The sequence below is a fragment of the Cohnella fermenti genome (assembly GCF_004801405.1).
Classification (GTDB): Bacteria; Bacillota; Bacilli; order Paenibacillales; family Paenibacillaceae; genus Cohnella; species Cohnella fermenti.
Map to the genome: position 1 here is coordinate 37169 of NZ_SSOB01000013.1, position 16037 is coordinate 53205.

Annotated in this window: 16 protein-coding genes; 4 read left to right on the forward strand and 12 right to left on the reverse strand. The window is 59.5% G+C overall.

What is annotated here, in order from left to right; genetic code table 11:
• Positions 1–35: 35 nt before the first annotated feature.
• From E6C55_RS11860 to gluQRS, 3 genes are read right to left on the reverse strand one after another with little or no spacing between them, the layout of a single operon-like run.
• Positions 36–596: a GNAT family N-acetyltransferase gene (locus E6C55_RS11860; RefSeq protein WP_136370012.1), complete on the reverse strand. Its 561-nt coding sequence runs from the start codon at positions 594–596 to the stop codon at positions 36–38.
• A gap of 43 nt (positions 597–639) precedes the next feature.
• Positions 640–1254, reverse strand: coding sequence for an HD domain-containing protein (locus E6C55_RS11865; protein WP_136370013.1), 615 nt, complete (start codon positions 1252–1254; stop codon positions 640–642).
• A gap of 38 nt (positions 1255–1292) precedes the next feature.
• Entirely contained in the window at positions 1293–2264 is a 972-nt protein-coding gene (gluQRS, locus tag E6C55_RS11870; protein WP_330999622.1) for a tRNA glutamyl-Q(34) synthetase GluQRS, read from the reverse strand.
• Positions 2265–2427: 163 nt separating this feature from the next.
• On the opposite strand from gluQRS, the gene E6C55_RS11875 reads away from it, so the two are divergent.
• On the forward strand, positions 2428–3102 hold the full coding sequence (locus tag E6C55_RS11875) for a response regulator transcription factor (RefSeq protein ID WP_136370015.1): 675 nt from the start codon (positions 2428–2430) through the stop codon (positions 3100–3102).
• On the forward strand, positions 3099–4313 hold the full coding sequence (locus tag E6C55_RS11880) for a sensor histidine kinase (RefSeq protein WP_230986661.1): 1215 nt from the start codon (positions 3099–3101) through the stop codon (positions 4311–4313). The genes E6C55_RS11875 and E6C55_RS11880 overlap by 4 nt, the downstream gene beginning before the upstream one ends.
• 110 nt (positions 4314–4423) lie before the next feature.
• Here E6C55_RS11880 and E6C55_RS11885 read toward each other — a convergent pair whose 3' ends face one another.
• Entirely contained in the window at positions 4424–4741 is a 318-nt protein-coding gene (locus tag E6C55_RS11885) for a response regulator transcription factor (protein ID WP_136370016.1), read from the reverse strand.
• Between the two features lie 617 nt (positions 4742–5358).
• Between E6C55_RS11885 and E6C55_RS11890 the strand changes: the two genes are divergently transcribed.
• The gene (locus tag E6C55_RS11890) at positions 5359–6042 is read left to right on the forward strand and encodes a response regulator transcription factor (RefSeq protein WP_136370017.1); all 684 of its coding nucleotides are present in this window, start codon (positions 5359–5361) and stop codon (positions 6040–6042) included.
• Between the two features lie 53 nt (positions 6043–6095).
• Here the strand turns inward: E6C55_RS11890 and glpX are convergent, their stop codons facing one another.
• From glpX to E6C55_RS11920, 6 genes are all read right to left on the reverse strand, one after another.
• Entirely contained in the window at positions 6096–7064 is a 969-nt protein-coding gene (gene glpX, locus E6C55_RS11895) for a class II fructose-bisphosphatase (RefSeq protein WP_136370018.1), read from the reverse strand.
• A 40-nt stretch (positions 7065–7104) separates the two neighbouring features.
• Positions 7105–7932, reverse strand: a complete 828-nt coding sequence (locus E6C55_RS11900; RefSeq protein WP_136370019.1) for a pyruvate, water dikinase regulatory protein — start codon at positions 7930–7932, stop codon at positions 7105–7107.
• Positions 7933–7952: 20 nt separating this feature from the next.
• Entirely contained in the window at positions 7953–8573 is a 621-nt protein-coding gene (locus tag E6C55_RS11905) for a helix-turn-helix transcriptional regulator (RefSeq protein WP_269145548.1), read from the reverse strand.
• 1153 nt (positions 8574–9726) lie between these two features.
• A complete protein-coding gene (locus E6C55_RS11910) occupies positions 9727–10386 on the reverse strand; it encodes a phosphatase PAP2 family protein (protein ID WP_230986664.1) in 660 nt (219 codons plus the stop codon).
• A gap of 9 nt (positions 10387–10395) precedes the next feature.
• A complete protein-coding gene (locus tag E6C55_RS11915) occupies positions 10396–11541 on the reverse strand; it encodes a metallophosphoesterase (protein ID WP_136370022.1) in 1146 nt (381 codons plus the stop codon).
• A gap of 148 nt (positions 11542–11689) precedes the next feature.
• Entirely contained in the window at positions 11690–13762 is a 2073-nt protein-coding gene (locus tag E6C55_RS11920; protein ID WP_136370023.1) for a HelD family protein, read from the reverse strand.
• Positions 13763–13987: 225 nt separating this feature from the next.
• Between E6C55_RS11920 and E6C55_RS11925 the strand changes: the two genes are divergently transcribed.
• The gene (locus E6C55_RS11925) at positions 13988–14416 is read left to right on the forward strand and encodes a universal stress protein (RefSeq protein WP_136370024.1); all 429 of its coding nucleotides are present in this window, start codon (positions 13988–13990) and stop codon (positions 14414–14416) included.
• A 66-nt stretch (positions 14417–14482) separates the two neighbouring features.
• Here the strand turns inward: E6C55_RS11925 and E6C55_RS11930 are convergent, their stop codons facing one another.
• Complete coding sequence (locus E6C55_RS11930) at positions 14483–14767, reverse strand: hypothetical protein (protein ID WP_136370025.1); 285 nt, start codon at positions 14765–14767, stop codon at positions 14483–14485.
• 108 nt (positions 14768–14875) lie between these two features.
• Positions 14876–16036 carry a Ger(x)C family spore germination C-terminal domain-containing protein gene (locus tag E6C55_RS11935; protein WP_136370026.1) on the reverse strand — a complete coding sequence of 387 codons (1161 nt, stop codon included), beginning with the start codon at positions 16034–16036 and terminating at the stop codon, positions 14876–14878.
• Position 16037: the final 1 nt, after the last annotated feature.

The following is a 16037-nucleotide window of genomic DNA, read 5'->3' on the forward strand; positions in this document are numbered from 1 at the left end:
CCCGAAGATGGCTCTCCGAGCGGCGCTTCCTTCTGTTACTCTTCGTTCCCGCCTCCGGCGGCCTCCCAATCCGACCGCAGCAGCCCCATCGCGACAACGTCGACGCAGCGGCCTCGCTTGTATTCCCGCTCCCTCAGACGCCCCTCCTCGCGGAAGCCGCATGAGCGGTAGCAGCGAATCGCCCGCTCGTTGAAGTCGTACACTTCAAGCTCGAGCCGATTCAGTCCGAGATCGAGGAACGAATAGTCGATGAGCAGCCTCATCGCTTCCGAGCCATATCCGCGCCCCTGCTCCGGAACGCTTCCGATCACGATCCCGATCCGCCCGACGCGATTCTTCCAATCGATGGAATCCAGATTGATCTGGCCGATATATAGCTGCGTGTCGGCATGGGCGATGACGAAGCCGGCCCGGTTCGGCTGGCGCTCCATCATCGCCTGCAGGAACGATTCCGTCGCCTCCAGCGTCTGGGGCATCAGGAAGATGTCCGACAACGTCGCCACGACGTCCGGATCGTTGACCCACCCCCGAATCGGCACCAGGTCCTCGTACCGGTATTCGCGCAGCATCACCTTCTCGCCGATCAGATACGGCATCTCGCATCACCTGTCCTTGTCCACTGTCCTTGGGCAATCCGATTCAACTCTCCAGGAAGCCTCGGTCGACGGCGCGCTGCAGCAGCTCTTGAATGAAGGAAGCGAGCACGGGAGACACCCCGTCGATGAAGCCGATTCGCCTGAGCGCCTGCGCATGGCGAACGCCGTTCTCCTTCCAACTGTAGCCTTCCGTATAATAGTTGTGCAGCATCGGCTGCAGCCGGTCGATCGCCGCCGCGAACAGCGCCTCCCTTGTGTCCATCTCCTCGAATTCGCGCCAGAGCTTCCTGTACTCCGCCGCCTGATCTTCCTCCAGCAGACCGAAGATCCGGCTGGCCGCCGCCTGCTCCCGCTCTTCCTTGTCCGAATATCCTTGCGTATCGTAAGCGAACGTGTCCCCCGCGTCGATCTCCACGATATCGTGCACAAGCAGCAGCTTGATCGTGTGGCTTAAGTCGGGCTTCGGCTCGGCAACGTATTCGTGCAGCGTCATGGCCATCATCGCGATATGCCACGAATGCTCGGCCGTATTCTCCCGGCGGCTTCCGTCGGTGAGAACCGTGCGGCGCAGCACCGTCTTCAAGCGATCAATCTCCATGAGAAAAGCAATCTGGCGAGTCAGCCGCGGCGTTCCCCAAACGTCGTCTTTTCCTTCCATAGCAAGCTTCCTCTCCTTCTCTCTCTCGAACGTTGCCGTTAACGCAGCCGCTCCATCCAGTCGCCGGGAAGCCGGATCGCTTCTTGCGCGACCTTCTCCGGCGACCAGACCGGAATCAGCTCTGCCGGCTTCGCTGCCTCCGGCTTCGGGATAAGCCCCGTCGCCCAGGCGATCAGTCCGACGATCTCCTCCGCCTTGACGCTCTCCGCCCTCAGCTCGGACAGCGACACCGAGCCGTGGCGCTTGGACAGGCGGCTGCCGTCGTCGCCGAGCCAGAGCGGGCCGTGCGCGTAGCGCGGCGCGGTCGCCCCGAGCGCCTCGAACAAGGCAAGCTGCCGCGGCGTCGAATCGAGCAGATCCCATCCGCGCAACACGTCGGTTATTCCCATCGCGAGATCGTCCACGACGACGGCGAGCTGGTAGCCGACGACGCCGTCCGCCCGCACAACCGCGAAGTCTCCGGCGCTTCGGAAGCTCCGCTCTCCGGCGATGCCGTCGCGGAACCCGATATCCCGCTCCGGCATCGCGAAGTGAAGGGATGGCGCTTTAATCCGCTCCCGCCTCTCCCGCTCTTCCGGCGACAGCTCCCGGCAGCCGCAGCGGACCGGGGCGCCTTCGGAAGCGAGGCCGTGCGGCGCGTTCGCCATCTGGAGCAGCTCCGCGCGGCTGCAATAGCACGAATAGAGCCAACCGTCCCCGCGAAGCCGAGCGATCGCTTCCCGATATCGCTCGTCCCGCTCGCTCTGCGTATACGGCCCGCACGCCCCTCCGATATCCGGTCCCTCGTCCCAATCGAGGCCGAGCCAACGCATCTCTTCTATTAATAGCTCCGCATAAGCCGGCTTGCATCTTGCCCGGTCGAGGTCCTCCATCCGCAGAACCATCGCGCCTCCCGCAGCTCTGAGCTGCAGCCAGGCCAGAAGCGCCGTGGACGCGTTCCCGAGATGCATTCGCCCGGACGGCGTCGGAGCGAATCGGCCGCGAGACGGTCGCCCGCTGTTCGATGTCACGTGAATTCGCTCCTCCTTTCTTTTTCCCATTGTAGCATAGAACCGCTCCATTCATATTCAGTTCATCTTCGTGAATCATGATGGGTTCTGAGGTATGATGGATTTGAATTGAGATGGATTCAGATGGATTGAGATGGAGAGGACAGAAGGAGGCGGGTTGAACGTGGCAAGAGTGCTTATCGTAGACGATGATCCTCATATTCGGGAATTGGTTCGCGTCTTCCTGGAGCGGGAAGGGTTCGAGATCCGCGAGGCGGCGGACGGAGTCGAAGCTCTCTCCCTCCTGGAGTCGACGCAGGTGGACCTCGCCATTCTCGATATCATGATGCCGAACATGGACGGCTGGGAGCTGTGCGAGCAGCTTAAGAGCCATTATGATTTTCCGCTGCTTATGCTTACGGCCCGGGGGGAGACCTCGCAGAAGGTGAAGGGATTCCAGCTCGGAACGGACGACTATCTTGTCAAGCCGTTCGAACCCGTCGAGCTCGTCATGCGCGTGAAGGCGCTGCTGCGGCGCTACAACATCGCGATCTCGCAGACGCTGCAGCTCGGACGCGTTCAATTGAACCACAAGACGTACGAATTGACCGTCGGAGGCGTCGCCCACACGCTGCCGCTCAAGGAATTCGAGCTGCTGCACAAGCTGGGAAGCTACCCGGGCAAGACGTTCTCGCGGGAGCAACTGATCGAGCAGATCTGGGGCTACGATTATGAGGGAGACGAACGGACGGTCGACGTTCATATTCGCAGGCTGCGCGAACGGTTCCCCGAAGAGGACAACGGCTTCCGCATCACGACCATCCGCGGGCTCGGCTACCGAGTGGAGGTGCTCCCTTGAAGCGGGATCGGCATCGGGATCATCTAGAATGGCGGATGCGGCGTCTCGAACAGAAGCTCGAGAACAAGCGCAAGATTATGGAAGAGCGCAGCAAGAGAATCGAGGAACGGATGAAGCGCCGAGAGCGGCATCCGAAGCTCGGACAGCCTCGGTGGTATCACATGATGCTCGGCGCGTTCGGCTTCTTCGCCTTCTTCTCGCTTTGCTGGACGTTGGCTCACTACTTGACTCGGTTCCTGGATCAATACTGGATTTTTGCCCGAATGCATACGACGCTCCGCGAATATGTCGCGATTGTCATGGCGCTATTCCTGTTCGGATTCGCCATCCAGCTTGTCGGCTTGCTGTTCAAGCGGGACAAGCGGCACGCGATCAACATGTTCAAGCTGATGATCGACGCGATGCAGCGGATGGCCAAGGGGGACTTCAACATCAAACTCGAAGCGCACCCCCGGTACGCCGGTCAATTCTCCGTGCTGGTCGACAACCTGAACCGAATGGCGAACGAGCTCGGGCAGATGGAGCAGATGCGGCAGGAATTCATCTCGAACGTCTCGCACGAGATTCAGTCGCCGCTTACCGCGATCAAGGGCTTCGCGCAGGCGCTGCAAGGAGGCGATCTCTCGCCGGAGCAACGCGCCCATTACCTCGAGATTATCGAGACCGAGAGCGACCGCCTCTCGCGCCTCAGCGACAATCTGCTGAAGCTGACATCGCTGGAATCGGCCCATCACCCGTACCAGCCTCACGACTACCGGCTCGACCGCCAGCTTCGCAAGCTGGTCCTCTCCTGCGAGCCGCTGTGGGAGGCCAAGCAGCTCGAGCTCGACATCCAGCTTGATGAGGTTGTCATTCACGCGGACGAGGAGCTGCTGAACCAGGCGTGGAGCAATCTGCTCCATAACAGCATCAAGTTCACCCCCCCTTCCGGCAGCCTGACGATCAAGCTCGAGAAGCAGGAGGCTCATGCGGTCGTAAGCTTCGCGGACACCGGAATCGGCATCGAGGAGAAGCATCTCCCCCATCTCTTCGAGCGATTCTTCAAGGTCGACAAGTCGCGGAACCGTTCCGCGGGCGGAAGCGGGCTTGGCCTGTCCATCGTACGCAAGATCGTCGATATGCACGGGGGGACCATCCGCGCGGCGAGCACGCCGGGAATCGGCACGACCTTCACCGTGAAGCTGCCGCTCGGCCAGCCTCCCCGATCTTGATTCTGACGGTAAACAAACATCCTCGCCGCTTGAGTGCGGCGAGGATGTTCTCGTTGCGAACGTTGCGAAGCGACCCGTCCATGAATCGCTTCATCATGAATCGACTCCAATCAGGCGGTCGGAAGCAGCGTACGGAGCACGTAGTTGAAGAACATCGCTTGCAGCGAACGGGAGGAGTACGTGTTCGTCTTCTTCATCATACAAGCCAGGTGGTTCTTGAGCGTCTTCGGCGAGATGTGCATCTGCGCGGCCATGTCATCGTTGCGCATCCCTTCGACAACAAGAATTCTCATGACCTGAGTCTCCCGCGGGGTGAGCTTGTGGTGCTTGGCGAACGATAAGAACAACGGATTCAACAGGTTGATGGGTACATTGGGCGCTTCATACTTCTGATTATCGCTCGTGAAGTAGCTGTTTAACATTCTCATTGGATAAGTCGGCTCCTTTAATTGGGCTTGGATCAGTCGTTAAGTTCGGATCGGGGGCGGGGCGGGTGGCGGGTCCGGGCTTCCGTCAAGCGAATCCGAGTCGTTGTTCTCTCGCAAAATTTCCTTATGATGCCATGATAAAGAGAAAGCATTAAAAAATTTACCTAATGGTTATTTGTCAAATGTTAGTTTATCTCATACTTCAAGGAAGATTTGCATGCGCGTTCGCTTCGGATTACAATGGTGGCTGTATGTTCGGAATCCTCCCTCATCACTCGCCGGTCTTATCCGCCAACCGGAGCATGGCGTACGGACTGTGAGCAACATCCATCTCCATCTGACTCCATGTCGGAGAGCCTGAAGCACACGATGCCGAAGCTCGTCCGAGACAAGCCGATCTCCCTGCGAATAGCCCGGAATGCCGCTGTTCCCGATACGCTTCTCGGCAATCCCGCGCGGAAGCCGGTCGAAGTCGGTCGAAGTGATGACGAAGCCGGTCGAACCGGCTCGCCTGAAGAGGATAATCGATCGAGAGGAGCGACTGTCTTCCGTTCCATCGAGAAGTATAAGCAAAGTATTAGTTTAACTAACAATTCAGATATGGGTGGAGATTTGAAGTGACGAAGGTTCTGGTCATAGAAGACGATTCGATTCTCGGCGAGATGCTGACGTTGTATCTGACCGAAGAGCAATTCGACGTCGAACGGGTGGAATCGGCTCGCGAGGGCTTCCAGGCTCTGGTTAAATTTTCCCCGGAGGTCATTATTCTCGATCTGATGCTTCCGGACGCGGACGGCCCGATCCTGTGCACTCGCTTCCGCGAGAAGACGCCGGTTCCGATCATCGTAACCTCGATGAAGAATGCGGTTGCCGACCGGATTCAGGCCATCACGCTCGGAGCCGACGATTACTTAACAAAGCCTTACAGCGTTCAGGAGCTCAAGGTCCGGATTCAGGCGTTGCTCCGCCGGGTTAACGCGGCCCAGCCGGTGCCGGCGGGCGCCGCCGCGGCCCGCGATCGGATCTTGCTGAATGGGGAGCGCCGAACGATTATGCTCGAGGGTCATAATATCGAGACGACGTTCTCGGAATACGAGATGATGAAGCTGTTCATGCAGTATCCGGGCCGCGTATTCAGTCGCGAGGAGCTGCTCAATTCCGTGCGGGGAATCGATTCGTACGTGAACGAGAGAGCGATCGACGTTCATATTACGAATCTGAGGAGGAAGCTCGAGCGGAACCCCAAAGAGCCCCAACACATCAAGACCGTGTGGGGCATTGGCTATAAGTTTATAAAGTAGCGGGACTGCGCCCGGAACTCGACGTTTAAGCGGTTCGGCTCTTCGCGGCGTTCTTACAGCTCGCTTAGAAGCTTCTTGTTCGGGAGGTAATGAACTGCCCGGATGAAGCGGATGGTGCGGGTCTTCGCTCTCATTACGATGGAATGGGTCTCCGCTCTCTGCTCCGACAAGTAGCGGACTCCCCCAAGGAATTCGCCCGGGGTCACGCCGGTAGCCGCGAAGATAACATCCTCCGTCCCGATCATGTCGTCCATCGTCAACACCCGGTACGGGTCCTCGATTCCCATCTCGACGCAGCGCTTGTACTCATTCCCGTCCGCAGGCATCAGCCGCCCTTGCAGTTCGCCGCCCAGGCAGCGCAGCGCCGCTGCGGCCAGCACGCCTTCCGGCGCGCCGCCCGAGCCCACGTACAGATCGATGCCGGCCTCCGGGAACGCAGGAGCCATCGCGCCGGCGACATCCCCGTCCGACAAGAACTTGATTCGCACGCCGACCTTGCGCAGCGTCTTGATCATCGACTCGTGCCGATCGCGATCCAGAATCATGACGGTCAGATCGGACACCTTCTTGTGCAGGTTCGCCGCCGCCTTCTGCAGCGTCAGCTCAAGCGGGTCCGTCAGGCTCAGCTTGCCGGCCAGCTCCGGTCCTACGGCCAGCTTCTCCATGTACATATCCGGCGCATGAAGCAGATTGCCCTTGCCCGCGACGGCGATAACGGACAGCGCATTGTTGAGTCCCTTGGCGACGATCTCCGTTCCTTCAAGCGGATCGACGGCGACGTCCAGCTCCGGCCCGTTGCCGCTGCCGACCTCTTCCCCGATATAGAGCATGGGCGCTTCGTCCATCTCGCCTTCCCCGATGACGACCGTCCCCTTCATCGACACGGTGTCGAACATCGACCTCATGGCGGAAGTCGCCGCCCCGTCCGCACTGTTCTTGTCCCCTCTGCCGAGCCATGGCGCCGATGCCAATGCGGCAAGCTCCGTGACGCGTACGATCTCCAATGCCAACTCTCTCTCCATGATCGTTCCCCCTCGTTTGATCCTGTGTCAGGTTTATTTTCTACAATGTCACGTTCTGCCAATGCTCAAGAATAATGCCCGCGGTCTCTTCGATCGCCCGTTCCGTCACGTCGATGACCGGACAGCGCAACTGCTGCATCATCTCGTCCGCATACCGCAGCTCCGCCTCGATTCTCTCCAGCGAAGCATATTGCGCATGGGTCGGAAGCCCGAGCGCCTTCAGACGCTCGCTTCGAATCTTCAGCAGCCGCTCCGGCCGCATCGTCAGCCCCACCGTCAGCCGCTCGGAAGGAACGGCTGGCCCGAACAGCTCGGTCGGTGGCTTCACTTCGGGCGTAAGCGGGTAATTCGCCGTCCGATAGCCCTTGTGCGCCAGATAAATGCTAAGCGGCGTCTTCGACGTTCGCGATACCCCGATCAGAACGATCTGAGCGTTCACGAGCCCGCGAACGTCCTTCCCGTCGTCGTAGCGGACCGCGAACTCGACAGCCTCGATCTTGCGATAGTAATGATCGTCCATCTCGTGCAGCAGCCCAGGCTTGTACTTCGGCGAATCGTTAAACGTGTCGATAAAAGCCTGCATCATCGGGCCCATGACGTCGACCGCCTTCACCCCCGCGCGAATCGATTCGTCCCTCATCGTCTCCCGAAGCTCGGGCTGAACGAGGGTGTACGAGATGAATCCCCCGGTTCGGGCCGCCTCCATGACGACCGCCCTCACCTCATCCTCCTGCTTGATGCCGCCATACCGTTTAATCGTTACGTTCGCAAGCGCGAACTGACGTACCGTCGCCTTGGCTACCGCCTCAGCGGTCTCTCCCACCGCATCCGAGCAGACATAGATGATCTTCCGTTCTTCACCCGGCACCGCTTCTCCTCCTACCCCATCTACATATGCGAGGCTATCTCTACCATGGCTTGTGTAATATTCGTCTTCGTAATGCGACCGACGACCTCCGCCTCCCGGCCTCCGTCCTCCGTCATGCGTGCCCGGACAACGGGCAGGCTGTTGAGCTGATAAGCCATCATCCGCCGCGCCGCCTCAAGCAGCGTCTCCTCCGGCTCGATTGTCACAAGCTGCGCTTGCTTCGTCATCACCATCCGGATCGGAATCGTCGAAGCGCTCGGATTCCCAAGCGTGAACTTCAGCAGATCCTTGGGCGATACCATGCCGATAAGCGCGTCCTGATCGCTGGTGACGATCAAGCTCCCGACATTCTCCACGAACAGGCTGATGACGGCGTCGCCGACGGTGGCGGTATCGCGAATGACGACCGGACGGCTCATCCGGTCCTTGACCTTCCATTCCTGCATCCAATCCTGCGCCTTGCGTTCCGGCTTCAGCGCTTTGCCGAGGAAGTAGCCGACCTTCGGCTTCGCGTCGATAAAGCCAAGCATCACCAGCACCGACAAGTCCGAACGGATGGTCGGACGGCTGACGCCGAGCGTCTCCGCGATCTGCTCCCCGGTAATCGGAGCGGACTTGGTCACCATGTCGACGATCTCCAACTGTCGTGACGTAAGTTCGATTCTCGCCCCCTCCTTCGCTTCATCTCTTTTTCAATCGCGTGAATCCTATTTATTGTATATCACATTTTTAAATATGACACAATAATGTTTTTATTAGTGTGTCATATATAAGCCGAAAGCCATGAGAAAAACCGCCTTATTCTTCGATCCGCCGCTTTTGTGCTTTCTGCGAGGTATCCGTATGCGGTACCAAGTCGGCAGGGCATCTTGCGGGATCGCCTTCTCTCTTGCTCGCTCCAGCTTCCGCTCTCTCTCGTGCTCGCTTCCTCTTACGCTCATCCATCTATACATCTTCCGCCTCTCTCGCGCACCTTCTCCTGTTTGCTCATTCTCCGCCCGGCTCCCTCGATCTCCCTCGATCTCCCTCGATCTCCCTCCCTGGATCTCTCGCAATCCCCGCCTCGGCTCGCTTTCCGCCCCCTGGTCCGGTGACTTTTGCGATTTTATGTGAATTTTCACATTCAGAGGCATCGATAGGGAGGCAATTGCGGCGTTTTATGTGATTTTCCGCATATATACGGAAGCGCGGGATGGATTTTCCTCCATGAATGTGATTTTTCGCATAAAAACGGGCAATGTACCCCTTTTCGGGCAGCACCAATGTGATTTTTCACATAAAATTCGGCGGCCATCGGGTTCGACGACTTCGGCGGGTTAGGCGGGGTTGTTGGGGGCGGTCGGTTCGGCAGGTTGGGCGGGTTCGGCGGGTTCGACGGACTCGGCAGGTTCGACGGACTCGGCAGGTTTGACGGACTCGGCGGGGTTGTTGGATTTGTTTGTTGGGTTTGTTGAATTCGGTGGGCTCAGCAGCTTTGACGGGCTCGGCGGGGGCGGTGGGAGTTTGGCGATTGGTTTGTTTGTTGGGTGTGTTGGGTGTGTTGGGTTCGGCGGGTTTGGCAGGTTCGTTGAGTTTGGAGGGTTTGGCGACTTCAGAGGGCCTGCCGGGTTCGGCAAATTTGTTGGATTGGACGAGTCCGATGGGGTCAATGGGGACGAATGGGTGCGGTGAGTCCGACAGTAGGCGAATCAGAGGGGTTCACACGGCAAAAAACCGCTCAAACGGTGCGTTTGAGCGGCTGCAGCCTAATTTGGATTCCTGACTTGAATTCCTGGCTTGAATTCCTGACCTGAATTATTGATCGATATTCCTCAGCGCGTACTCGAAAGTCGGTTCCTCTCTGTCGTCGCGTGCGATCCAGCCTCGGAAGGCCGTAATCATGATCCCGGCCCAGGTCGCGCTGAGCAGGTAGCCGGCAATGACGTCGCTCGGGTAGTGAACGCCGAGGTAGATGCGGCTTGTCCCCATCAAGACGAACCAGGCGACCGCAAGCACGACAACCGCCGTTCGAAGAACGGACGACGAGATGTGCTTCCAGAGCAGGTAAGCTGTGATGACCGCCAGCGTGAAGGAGGCCATCGAATGGCCGCTCGGGAAGCCGAAGCCCTCTTCTTCGATAAGGCGGTGCAGCGACGGACGCTCCCGCTCGAACAGCCCTTTGGCGATATTGTTCAGCAGAGTCGAGCCGATGAGCGCCGCCGCGAAGAGCAGAAGCTCCTTGCGCTGGCCGAGCAGGAGAGCCAACAGCAGCATAACAACGACGGCGACCGAGACGACGTACCAGGTGGTGCCCCACATGGAGATCGTCTCCATGAAGGACGTCAGACCCGGCGATTCCCAGCCCTGAATGAGCTTGATGATCGGATCGTCGAAGCCGGATACGGAATTCGTTCCGACGAGGGCGGCGAAGATGCCGAAGGCGATGAAGCTGACGATGACGGCGATGCTGGTCATTCTCAAGCGTTATTCCTCCTTGAAGCGGACGGTGATATGAAGGAGCTCGCTGCGGCTTGCAAGGCGGATCGGAGGGCCCCACGTCCCGAAGCCGGAGGAGACGAATGCGTGCATCCGGTCCTTGCGCAGGTAGCCCCAATCCAATTCGAACAGGCGGCGGGTGATCCAATGATTCGGCGCGAATTGCCCCCTGTGCGTATGCCCCGAGACGAGCAGATCGACGCCCGCCTCGGCGGCAGCGGCGTATTGGTAAGGCTGGTGGTCCATCGCGAGGATCGGCAGCGCGGGATCGAGCCCTTCCGTGAGCGCCTTCATCGGCAGGCGCCCGTCCGGATCGGCCGATTCCGCGGTCTTGTCCTTGCGCCCGACGAGTTGGACGGCCCCATCCGCCACAAGCGTCGTCTCGTCGCGAAGCACCGGAATGCCGACCGAACGCATCCGACCGACGAATTCCTCGGCATGGCCGCCGTAATATTCATGGTTGCCCAGCACGGCATAGGCTCCGTAGCGGGCACGGAGCCGGCCTAACCGCTCGTCGTTCCGATTGCGGATGACCGGTTCAATGTCCTCGTCCATCACGTCTCCGGCAAGCAGGATCAGATCGGGCTCGATCCGGTCCACGATGCGCAGCAAACGATCCAGATGGCGATTGCCGACCACGTTGCCCAGATGGAGATCCGAGGCGACGACGACTTCCAGCTTGTCGAGCACCCCGGCTCGCTTGTCGATCGCGACCTCGTAGCGCCGCACGATAGGCGTCCAGGCGTTCCAGGAACCGACGGCCAGAAGCAGCAGCAGCGCCGCAAGCGCGATCGAGCCGGCGACAAGCGCGTAGCGATCGGGATAAATGCCAAGCAGCTTGGCACCCCCGCCGATCACATCGACGACAAGCGAGAGCAGCACCCCGAACTCGAACACAACAAAATAATAAGAGCCGACGACCTTCAGGAAACGAGACAGCGCCTTGGGCCGGAAGCGAATGCGGCCAAGTATGTAGCTGAAGGCGAAGAGCCCCATCAAGAGCCAATACAGCAGCTTCGGGTACTCCGGCCACAGCGCTTCGAGATACAACCCTCCGTTCCAGACGATATAGCCGGATAACGCCAGGAAGATGAGGAGAATGGGCAGGAAGGTGAGCCATATGCGACGATTCATAGATTAGGCAGCGCTCCTCGCGGGAAGGATGTTAAACTGTGAGCTATTATATCACACATTCTGCCATCGTCTCTATTTCTGTCATCCTCTCTTCCGCTATCCTCTCTGTTCCATCATCCCTCTATTCCCCGGTCCTCCCTATTCCTCTCTAGCGCCCCGAGTTCTCGCCGATGAGCGGGCTCGGTTCGCCCTGGAACAGCAGCTTGAGCCGATGCAGGGCACGGGTGCAAGCGACATAGAGAAGCTTCGCATCCTCCGGCCCGTAGCTGAGCTCATCCGCATCCGCGATAAGCACCGCGTCGAATTCCAGCCCCTTGGACAAGTAGGCGGGCACAATCGTCACGCCGCCGCTATACGCCTGCTGGTCCGCCTGCAGCAAGGATGCCTCTGTCCCAAGCTTCTTGAGCTCGGCATGCAAGCGCTTGCTGCCGTCTGCCGTCCGGCACAGCACGGCGATTGTCGACAGCCCCGGCTCGCCGCTCCAGGCGCGAATCGTACGCGCCGTCTCTGCGGCCAGCGCCGCCGGCCCCTTCGCGAGCGGGACGCACTCCACCGGCTCGCCGCTGCGGAACACCGGAACTGCGGGCTTCGCCTCCCCTTCCATCCCGGCGAGAATCCGATTGGCGAACTCGATGATCTCGGTCGTCGAACGGTAGCTTCGATCCAGCTCGTAGTACGCCGTGTCGCTCTCGGGGAACAGGTCCGCAAGCTCCTTCCAGGAACGGATGCCCGCGTAATCGTGAATGCCCTGCTGCAGGTCGCCGAGCACCGTCAAGGACGGAAGCCGCTGCCGGTTCGCCAGCACGGAGAGCTGCAGCGGCGAATAATCCTGCGCCTCGTCGATGACGATATGGTCGTAAGCCGGCTCCGGCGTGCCATACAGGCGCAAGTGCAGGAAGGCGAGCACCGGCAGATCTTCCCGGGGCACAACGGTCGGCTTGCGCTTCGAAGCCGAGGGCTTATAAGCGGCATCCCCGGGGAAGCGCAGCCGATAAAATTCCGCCGCCGTCAGCGAAGGAACCTTGTTCGAATACGACTTCCACTTCGCCGTCGCGGCCGCCTTGATCGTCTTGTCGCCCCAACGGCCGCGGCCGAGCTGGATCTCCATCCAGCGCTTGAGCCGGTTCAGCAGGCGCTCGCGCCGCTTCATGATCGGCTCCTCCGCCGGCTCCTCGCGGAACCAGGCGCGAATCTGCACGGCCGACAGCTTGATTCCCGGATACGGACTGAACTCTTCGTCCGGAATCAAGCTCTCCTCGAAGCCGGCGAGCGACTCGCGAAGCTTCTGCGCGTAGGCGACGCTTCCCTTGATTCGCCCGGGCGCGCCCTCGCGCTCCTCCCTTGTCGTCTTGCGCTCGAACCACCGCTCCAGCGCCGCCGCGTGGCTCTCTTGAACAACCGTTCCTTCGAGCAGCTCGACCGCCCATTCCTCGAACGTCGTCTGGCGAATGTCGCCGACGCCGAGCTCCGGCAGCACCCCCGAGATATAGTCGAGGAACATCCGGCTCGGGGCAAGAATCATCATCCGCTCCGCACGAACACGATCCTTGTACCGATACAGCAGATAGGCGAGGCGGTGCAGCGCAACCGTTGTTTTCCCGCTGCCGGCCACTCCTTGAATAAATACCGCCTTGTTCTTCTCCGTCCGGATGATCGCATCCTGCTCCTGCTGAATCGTCGACACGATATCCTTCAGCTTGTTGTCCTTGCTCTCGCCGAGCCGATGCAGCAGGAATTCGTCCGTCGTCAGAGCCGCATTGTCCTGGCCTTCTTCGTAGCTGTCGACCACGCGCTGCAGCTCTCCGTCCCGAACGAGCAGATTGCGTTTAAGGAAGACGCGTCCGTTCACAATGCCGTCCGGAGAGTCGTACGACACCGCAGCGTCTCCTCCCGTGAACGAATAGAACAGGCTCGAGATCGGGGCGCGCCAGTCGATGACGAGCGGCTTCTGCGATTCCTCCTCGCCGACGCCCGTCTTGCCGATGTAGAGAGGCATAGCCGCCGCATGGCCGTCCTCCCGGAAGTCCAGACGCCCGAAGTAAGGCTCTCTCTCCGCGATCTCCAGCCTTTTTTTCTTCTGCTGCCGCAGGTCGTCCAGCACTTGCTCCGTCACGTCCTTGCCCGTATACGGCGCTCCGATCGCCTCCCTCTGAGCGATGATCTCCCCGCGTACCCGCTCCAGCTTCCGAACTTCTTCTTGGTGCTTGGCGCTAACCGACATTCCTTCTCCTCCCGAATGTATATTCGTCTCTCAAATGTGGACAATTAATGTAGCACACCTCCCGCCGGAAATCAATTTTGTCCCGCATGCCCCGCGAAGAGGACGGCTGCCGAATGTGTCAAATTGGTAAACATGTGATCGATAGCACTTTTCAAAATTGTCAGAAAGGGGTAAGGTGAACAGAGAGGCTGTCGGCCTACATATTAATCAGACGAGGTGTTTCCCATGAGCTACTCCCATATTCTTGTCGCCTACGACGGTTCCGGACAGTCGGATAAGGCGCTCAATCACGCGGTCCAGATCGCAAGCCGCTTCGGCTCGAAGCTGACCGTCGCTCACGTCTTCTACCTTCCGATCTACAATTCCGGGGACCTTCTGATCAACACGCCGGCCGACTTGGCCCAGCAGCTCACCGAACAGTCGTCCAAGGTGCTTGAGAAGGCGAAGGTGCGCGTCCCGGACAGCGTAGCGGCCGAATACAAGCTCCTCGAAGGCAGCCCGGCGCTGGCTATTCTCGACCTGGCCGAAGAACTGCAGAACGACCTTATCGTCATCGGCAGCCGCGGCCTTGGCCCGATCCGCGAGTTCGTGCTCGGCAGCGTCAGCCACAACGTCGTTCAGCATGCCGAATGCCCGGTTATGATTGTTAAATAAGGGATTGGAAAAGAAGAAGCCCGAGAAGTTCGCTCCCGGGCTTCTCGTCTTGTGTGCTGTGCGAAGCTACGCCCTCGATGTCTCGCTCTCGTTCCAGGCCCGTTCCGCCGCATCGACGAGAAGTTCGAACAGCTCGTCGTTCGTGTCCAGCTCCGCCTCCACCGCGTCGATCTCCTCTTCGCTTCCGGATTCGCCGAGGAAGAAGAGCGAATGGCTCCATTCGTCTCCGCGATCGCTCTGCATTGTCGCCTCATAGGGCTGCTTGTGCCCGTCCACTTCGAATTGAATGTGCGCGACGTAACCGTTCGCCTTGTCGTAGCTCGTTCTCGCTCCCAGAATTCGTAGCTGCATGTCCCCGCACTTCCCCTTCTGCTGTAGGTGCCATTTTCCCCCTATCGTATCACATCCCCCGCCAAGCTGACAAAACAGAGGTTGCGCGAAGCGAATTCGGCCGGGTTATCAGCTCTTCTGCAGCTTCATCTTCCCGGAATGGACGAGATGCACCTTGACCTCGACCTTCGCAGGAAGCTTCTCGAACGTCTCGTTCCGCTGCTTGAGCCGCTTCCATTCGGCGCTCCGATGGCGGTACAGATACTCCTCGAACCCGAACAAGTCGACCGACTTGCTTCCGGCGAGCTTCAGGGAGGCTTCGATCTGATCCTTGATCTCCTGCTCCGCCCGCTCTTCGATCTGCTGCTCCGTCAAGTGGTCGACGTATTCGGACAAGAGCGCCCGTACGGTAAGCGACAGCGTGAACGTCGGGGTCGGCTCCTTGTCATAACGATAGTCTGCCGACGAGCTCTTGATTCGAAGCACCGCACTGACCTTCTCCCCTTCGGTCACCGTCAGTTGCCTGCCGTTGGACACCCCTTGGAACCACCGGACTCCGAACAGCTCCGCTTCGCCGAACTGCCCGGCATAACGACCGTTGTCCATCACGAACGCTCCCTGGAAGGAAGGCAGATCCAGACGCAAGCCGCTGTTCAGCTCCCAGTGAGTTCCATCCAACCTCATAAGAGGGATGTACAGCGGACACGGGCAGGACTTTAACGACTTGACGACGTCCCTTACTTGGTTCTTCGTTGTGAAGGGAAGGCTCGCCCGATTCGAATTCGGCTGGTAAATATCCGTATTCAGCGGCGAGAGCGCGTTCCTGCCAGTCGAGCTGAACAGCTCGCCAAGCGGGCTATCCGTCCCGAGGAGATGGATCGCGTAACGGATTGCGCTGTTGCGATCCACTCCATCGAGCATGTCCGGCAGCACAGGGGCCGACGACGGGTCGATGACGATCGCCATCACATGATCCAGATTGGGACTCATCTGCATCGTATGGAACAGATTGTCCAGCGCTACGCTTGGCGTCGCTCCCTTGTCGTGGCCGAAGACGGAGGCGCTTCGCTCCGAGCTGGAATTGCCCTTCTTCGCCACGCCGGCCAGATCGATGATCTGAGCGAACACTTCATATTCCTGCTTCTTGTCGTTGTACGAGAATCCAAGAGCCGTAATGTAGTGCAGATCCTGGATCATCACTTCGTCCCAGCAGCCCGTCATGCCAAGACAAGCGAGAAGCGCGGCTCCCCATCCGCCAAGCCTTCTTACCCCTCGCAGCTTGCCGGCCATC

Coding starts and splice junctions, on each gene's coding strand:
- E6C55_RS11860 (WP_136370012.1), bottom strand. CDS start 596: ATGCCGTATCTGATCGGCGAGAAGGTGATGCTGCGCGAATACCGGTAC.
- E6C55_RS11865 (WP_136370013.1), bottom strand. CDS start 1,254: ATGGAAGGAAAAGACGACGTTTGGGGAACGCCGCGGCTGACTCGCCAG.
- E6C55_RS11885 (WP_136370016.1), bottom strand. CDS start 4,741: ATGAGAATGTTAAACAGCTACTTCACGAGCGATAATCAGAAGTATGAA.
- glpX (WP_136370018.1), bottom strand. CDS start 7,064: ATGGAGAGAGAGTTGGCATTGGAGATCGTACGCGTCACGGAGCTTGCC.
- E6C55_RS11910 (WP_230986664.1), bottom strand. CDS start 10,386: ATGACCAGCATCGCCGTCATCGTCAGCTTCATCGCCTTCGGCATCTTC.
- E6C55_RS11915 (WP_136370022.1), bottom strand. CDS start 11,541: ATGAATCGTCGCATATGGCTCACCTTCCTGCCCATTCTCCTCATCTTC.
- E6C55_RS11920 (WP_136370023.1), bottom strand. CDS start 13,762: ATGTCGGTTAGCGCCAAGCACCAAGAAGAAGTTCGGAAGCTGGAGCGG.
- E6C55_RS11925 (WP_136370024.1), top strand. CDS start 13,988: ATGAGCTACTCCCATATTCTTGTCGCCTACGACGGTTCCGGACAGTCG.
- E6C55_RS11930 (WP_136370025.1), bottom strand. CDS start 14,767: ATGCAGCTACGAATTCTGGGAGCGAGAACGAGCTACGACAAGGCGAAC.
- E6C55_RS11935 (WP_136370026.1), bottom strand. CDS start 16,036: ATGGCCGGCAAGCTGCGAGGGGTAAGAAGGCTTGGCGGATGGGGAGCC.